Genomic DNA, 6,138 nt, shown 5'->3' with positions numbered 1-6,138 from the left:
TTCTCAGCTGCAGCGCTGGCGGTCCGTGTGTTGTGCCCCATTGTTCACTCCTAATCTCATGATCATGAGCCAAAACACTCCCTTATTCAAATTAACCGATCTGTCCATAAGGCTTCGATGGGGAACAACGTTTAATGTGGGGTTATTACGCAAACAGAGGCAAAGGCGTATGTCTAGGTTTTGACGTTCCCAACTTCCAAGGCGCAGACGCGATTGTTACACCAATTAGATATACCAAAACAAAAGTATCTCTCGATGAACTAGATCTTAAAAAGAACCAATATGATGTTATGGATAAATTATTGCACACTAAATTTATTGATTGGAAACACGAGAAAGAAATGCGGATGATTGTGCCTAAATCGTCATGCAAAGAACGCGGCAATTTTTGGTTCCATAAACTTGATAGCACTATGATTTTGAAAGAGGTTTACCTCGGCGATAAATGCCCCAAAAGTGTCTCTGATTATGAAAGATTGATAAGTAAAGCAGATTACACTTCAACTGTTCAAGTCAAGCAAACTCGACCTGCGTTTGGGAGATATGAGTATACAGTCAATGAAAGTGTCCAGCAGGGCGAACTGTTAGCGACAAACACATAGGCACTGCCTCTTTTCGTGCCGGTGAGTATCCCACGTATTCATCCTACCTCGCCCTCGTACTAAATAGACAAAAATGGAGACGCGGACAACTTCCCTGACACAGAGGGCACCCGGGAGGCTCTGTACTCCGATCAACGCCCGCAAATCTCCAGCATAGCAACACAGCGGTTGAATGACTTTGATGGCTGTACCAATGAAGCAAGAAGATTTGAAGAAGCCAACTATATTAGAGGCGTGGCATGGAAATTATGATGACAGTTTATCAAACCGTTCAGGGAGAAGGGCAGTGGCGAGGATAAGGGAAGAGGCCACTCACATGTGAGAGGTCAATCCATACGAGGCACTTTTCCTTCATCGATCATTAATCAAGACAAAACCAGTTTACTCACTCATTTAAGTGGATAGCGTCTTCTTCATATGTAGTTGTGAAAACAGAGAAGAAGAATGAAAAAAACAACGCTATTTGCCCTTGTAACAGTGATGTCTTGCATAGATTCAAGTTTGGTCTCCGCGCAAAATGCTGCGCATTATGATCATCTATCTGAGCTCGAAGCATACGAGCAATCTTATTTCATCAATCCAAGCTCCTTTCTTGGAGCTGGTAACTTTAAAGCAGCTTTCCTGATCCCCAAGCCTGCATTAGTTATCAAGACCTGTATTGATCAAGGAAACACCCCTTTAAGTTGCTTTTATGAGATGCGTGATCAGATCCAAGATTACAACACACTAGAGCGAGACTTCCGGGATCAACTTGTTAATTTTTATCCAACAAATCATACCCGAATTAATCCTTTCGTGTGTGCTCAGCACGATGCAGAAAATCCAAGTAAAGATTGTCACTTCATTCTTGAGGAGTTTCTTTATGGGACTTGGAAGTCATTGCACGCAGATTTTCAATCGCTCGAACCTAATGGTGTTTGTCACTGGACATACTTAACAGATGAGGCAACCTTCGCTTACGAGCTAAGAAAGGCGATGGAGCCCTTGTTCAATGACAGTGGGTATACAAAGCTAATTAGCTCAGTGAATGGGAATTCTATTGCCTCCCTTTCAAGTACATTGGCCCGTGTCAGTTATGCTTTTGAGGATTTGCAAGGCTCATTTACCTCCAATGGATTTATCATTAGTGACACTGGAGTAAATACAGGCGATGACTATAGAGAGGATCGAAATTGCCAGGTAAACTGGTTGTGTGCACTTGCTAGAGAACTCGATGCGGACGCGTCTTGTAGTTTTATCAAACAAAACGATTAGCTTTATCGGATTGAGATTATCCTGATTTACAGTCTCAAGTAAACTGAGCCCATAATCGTGATGATCTCAATTCGCTACAAGCACATAAACGCCCTCTGCGATAACCTGAGTAAGATCTACTTTAGGTTGACGTTTCACATCAGCTGTGGCTGTTCCGTGAGCAGGCCAATGGCAGCAATGGTCACGCTACGCGTCAGGAATGGCTAGAAATTCGGGCCAGCTGCGGACCTTTACGTGTTTCCGCCAGGGGGTTGATGCTGTTTGTATAAAGGAAATTCTGAAGATCTTATTGGGTCGGCCTATCATAGGCTGTTGTGACCGCTTGGGTAGTCTGCAAAGAGCCCAAAATACCTAATGCTGCGGCTTGAGCCAATGGCAACTTTTCGAATTAAGGTTAAGATCCGTGACCTCCAGGCGGAGGAAGGTTTGGTTTTAGTGAACTGATTTCCGATATTCGCTTGGGGACAAGTTGGTGTGTTTTTTGAAAAACTTGCTGAATGATTGCGAGTGCTGGAAACCCAGCGCATATCCGATTTCGCTGACGGACTTGACTGTCAAAGACAGGCTAAGTTTGGCTTTCCTTACTACCAATCGTTGGATGTAATCGCGAGCTGATGAACCGGTAAGCGACGTGAGCATATCATTAAGGTAGCTTGTCGAGACCGACAGGTATTTCGCCAATTGAACTACGGATGGGAAACCGTCTGAATATGCTCTGCCGCTGTCGAAATAATCTTCCAGAAAGGCATCCAACTTCGACAGTATGTTGGCATTACTCTTTTTCCGGGTCAGGAACTGTCGATTGTAGAAACGGTTAACATGACTAAGCAGCAGGTCGAGCTGCGAGATCATGACATCCTGGCTAAAGGCATCGATCCGATCTGAATACTCTTGATAGAGTTGCTGCATGAGGGTCAGCAGCAGTTGTTCTTCACGATCAGATAGGTGCAGTGCTTCATCCACCTCATATGAAAAGAAACCATACTTACGGATCTTTTCCGACAGCGGATATCCCGATAAAAAGTCGGGATGAAAAGCAAGCATCCAGCCGGTTATGTCGTCATCAGGATGAGCCTGCATCGCCATCACCTGATGCGGCTTAACGAGAGCAAGAACGCCCTCGTCAAAGTCGTAGCTGCGGTGCCCGTAATGCACTTTGTTTTGAATCCCACGCTTCAGAGAGACCGTGTAGAATCCATATGAAAATCGAACCAGTTCCACGTATTTGCTAAAGTCCAGATCATCTAGCCGGATCAGGCTGACAAGCGGATGCAGCGGCTTTGCCAATTCCAGATTGCGATGCAATTCGGAGATTGTGGCGACATGCTGGATTTCGGTATGATTTGTCATATGGCACTACACTATTACTTTTCGCGGGACTTAGTTCAACGCTTCTTCAAATGTCGAAATCGGAGCGATCTCAACATAAGAGAACAAAGCATAGCCATCGCGTTTTGGAGCCAAGCTGGTCCCGTCAATGCCGGCATTGACCAGAATACCGGCCTGAACAGTTTCCGGAAGGTTCATTCCATTGGGGCGAAAGTGACCATTGCCAAATTCACTGACTGGTTCATTTATCCCGTTGCCAAAAACTTCCATACCCTGCTGCAGCACCTGTTCATGCCATAGGCCATCAGTAAAGTAATATGCGCGAAGCTCATTATCGATCCGAGCAACACGCAGTTTCATCGGGCCGGTGTTTTCTTCTGGCAGCAAATACAGAGTGGAAAGTGAATGCATCCCAAAATCGTACATTGGGTTTTCTTCTTTTGGAATATTCATCGGCCGCGTAACCTTCAGTTCACGACCGTAGAAACGGTTCTGAAACCCGATATTGAACATGAGCCAGTTTTCATTGCCCTGCGTGCCGCCCGGCGCACGAACAAGCAAACCAGCAGAAGAGAAATTACCTTCTGGCAGACCTTCTTCGCCATCTTTGCGGTGCATAGAAACCTCTGTTTCGATCATGAAATCTCCGGTCACATCACTATAAAGAAGCGGTCCCTGGCTATCGGAAAACCATCCGATGCCTTCGCCGTCTCCAACGACTCTGAGGCGTCCGTCTTCTATGATCAGTTCTTCATGCTTTGATGGGTCGTTATCTTCGAGTGACGCGATCATGTCATCAGCGGAATAGCGAAGAGCATTCGTTTCATCCGCGAAAGCGATTGTGTTAGTCATAAGAATTCCTCCGGCAGCGATAATAGTCAATAAGTTGTTCATCAGCTTGGCCCTTTCGTTTGAGCTGTTACTGGTGAACAACGTATACCCTGCCGCTACTGCCGTCTCTGGACGAGATGTAGCCGGAGTCGTTAAGATGTAGCCGAATAGGTTTCGTGAAAGCGGGCATCGGGGCAAACGCAGCGAAATCACAGTTTGTCCCGTAAGCCGTTTCTTGCGCATCTACAAAGTGCTGCTTGCTGCCTTCACCAGGAAGTCCGATGGTATCGACTAGAAGTTGAAGGCGAGCCCTAACTTAGGATGTTCAAAGGTAGTGCGAACGTCCGCAAATGGTCGAAAACAGCATGCTGCACCTAGATACCATCGTCACGTCTCGGGGCCTGCGTTTGCTACTAATCTGCTAATTCTCCACGATATCCAGCAATTCGGCAAATGCAGTATCTAGCGTAAGCGAAAGCCACAACCCCACACCAAAGCCATACGATGGCAGCCAACGTGTTCCAGCTCACCACGGCTTGCAGCATATACCAGCCTGCAGCAATAACCGCACATGCGGACACAAACGCCGGAACCAACCAAAAAAAACCGCTGCATCCACGACAAGAGCAACTGCCAGCGCGAAACAATCACCAGACCATTATTCAAATTACGTTTTTCCTGCATTTTGTCCCCCGGATCTTAGCGGTTCAAATCGTCCTGGCGCATTTCTTGAGAAGGTTTTGAACCTCCAGCCTTCTATGTGAATCAAAAAGGCCCCTCTGCGTCCAGCGCAGAGGGGCTTATTAATTGTCAAATTATCCTAGGTGGATTTGCAGGACTTAAAAGGAACTCTCTATTTCCCAGAGCCCCGAATAATGCCCAAGATCTCTTTAGCAGCCTTCACCGGATCTCTTGAAGCCACCAGCACAAACGCTGCAATGTTACGGCCGCTTAACGCCAGCACTCCGGCTGTTGGATCATCAAGCTCAGCCTGCAGCCCTATGAGCTGCAACAGCGGATCTGTGAAAACTGCGGCCGCCAACACTCCGCAAGAAAATGTCAGCACTCTTTGCCAAAAACCCGCCTCTTTATGCATCAAAGTCCCCACCATCGCAAAAGCAACAATGACGGCCGTTTTCCAGAACGGAAGACGGTAGAAAATCTCCAAGATAGTATCCGTCATTTCCAGCAGTTCCGCCTCTGTCCGTTCCTGTCATTTGCTGCAACTCTATCCGCCCCTGCCCGATCCGTTTTCACAAGCGCCACGAACCCGGCAGGGCTTAAGTTATTCTTTGTGAATCCACTGCAACTGCTCGCACTCTGCAACGTTTCGCAACCCGGAATCATCAAAGTACTCAAGACACAAGCGGTAATCTTCAAGACCTTGCAAATAGGCATCGTCCTGCGTCCTTTGCTGTTCCGCTTTCAAAGCCCCTCGCAAAGCTTGATGCTCTGCCTCGATAAACGCCCCCTGCCGGATCTGGTGCCAGGCAATGGCCGCAAGCGCATAAAGAAGAAGGGCGGCCGCCAGCGCCCGCCCCGTCTTCGTTCTCATCAGAAAGAAAAGAACCGCTCCCATGTCAGGCGGCCCGTTCTTTATTGATCAGCAAATAGCCAGCAACGCCCACACTGAGAACCAGAGCGACAGCAAAGCCCCATTGCACCGGCCCGGAGCCCGCCAGAATGCCGGAGAAACCAGAAGCAGCCATAGCGCCCTTGGTGATACCATCCGGGCTAAGCCATGCGCTGAGTGCGCTGGTTTCCTCATCAACCGCCTTTGAGCCTTCCTCATTTTCATGAGGTTCCAGATCTGGAATCGGAGCACGCTTGATCATGGCATGGTTGACCAGTTCAAGGGAGCGCTCCTGCACATGGCGCACACGTCGCGACCAGCCGGTTTTATTGTAGGGCCAGTTTTTCAGCCGCTTCATAAATTTCAGGCGAGCTGCAGAAAACAGATTGATTAAAGCCGTGGTAGAATGTGCCTTCACAGCAGCTAAAGTGAGCACACCCAACACACCGTCTACTTTGACTTTGAGGATCTTCTGCAAGATCTTGACGGCCCGCGCCGGGCCGGAGTTTACAGCGCAATCAAAAACGGCATAGTCCAACCCACGCGGCA

Annotated in this window: 8 protein-coding genes; 2 read left to right on the top strand and 6 right to left on the bottom strand. The window is 47.8% G+C overall.

Annotation, left to right across the window (positions count from 1 at the left end; translation table 11 throughout):
• Positions 1-134: 134 nt before the first annotated feature.
• Both PsAD46_RS06305 and PsAD46_RS06300 read left to right on the top strand, forming a co-directional pair.
• A complete protein-coding gene (locus PsAD46_RS06305) occupies positions 135-602 on the top strand; it encodes a DUF2971 domain-containing protein (RefSeq protein WP_063306407.1) in 468 nt (155 codons plus the stop codon).
• A gap of 444 nt (positions 603-1,046) precedes the next feature.
• Positions 1,047-1,856: a hypothetical protein gene (locus PsAD46_RS06300; protein ID WP_063292578.1), complete on the top strand. Its 810-nt coding sequence runs from the start codon at positions 1,047-1,049 to the stop codon at positions 1,854-1,856.
• A gap of 432 nt (positions 1,857-2,288) precedes the next feature.
• Here PsAD46_RS06300 and PsAD46_RS06295 read toward each other — a convergent pair whose 3' ends face one another.
• The 6 genes from PsAD46_RS06295 to PsAD46_RS06270 form a co-directional block, all read right to left on the bottom strand.
• A complete protein-coding gene (locus tag PsAD46_RS06295; RefSeq protein WP_063292577.1) occupies positions 2,289-3,206 on the bottom strand; it encodes an AraC family transcriptional regulator in 918 nt (305 codons plus the stop codon).
• Positions 3,207-3,236: 30 nt separating this feature from the next.
• Positions 3,237-4,037, bottom strand: coding sequence for a hypothetical protein (locus PsAD46_RS06290; protein ID WP_063292576.1), 801 nt, complete (start codon positions 4,035-4,037; stop codon positions 3,237-3,239).
• Positions 4,038-4,478: 441 nt separating this feature from the next.
• Positions 4,479-4,700 (bottom strand): hypothetical protein, encoded by a 222-nt coding sequence (locus PsAD46_RS06285; RefSeq protein WP_063292575.1) that lies wholly within the window; start codon positions 4,698-4,700, stop codon positions 4,479-4,481.
• 169 nt (positions 4,701-4,869) lie between these two features.
• Positions 4,870-5,184 (bottom strand): hypothetical protein, encoded by a 315-nt coding sequence (locus tag PsAD46_RS06280; protein WP_153040703.1) that lies wholly within the window; start codon positions 5,182-5,184, stop codon positions 4,870-4,872.
• Between the two features lie 117 nt (positions 5,185-5,301).
• The gene (locus PsAD46_RS06275) at positions 5,302-5,595 is read right to left on the bottom strand and encodes a hypothetical protein (protein ID WP_063306406.1); all 294 of its coding nucleotides are present in this window, start codon (positions 5,593-5,595) and stop codon (positions 5,302-5,304) included.
• A 1-nt stretch (position 5,596) separates the two neighbouring features.
• Positions 5,597-6,138, bottom strand: a 542-nt coding sequence (locus PsAD46_RS06270; RefSeq protein ID WP_063306405.1) for a putative peptidoglycan-binding domain-containing protein, incomplete at its 5' end; no start/stop codon positions are given.

The organism is Pseudovibrio sp. Ad46, assembly GCF_001623065.1.
GTDB lineage: Bacteria > Pseudomonadota > Alphaproteobacteria > Rhizobiales > Stappiaceae > Pseudovibrio.
The sequence above is the reverse complement of the archived record's forward strand: the minus strand, read 5'-3'. Positions and strand labels throughout refer to the sequence as shown.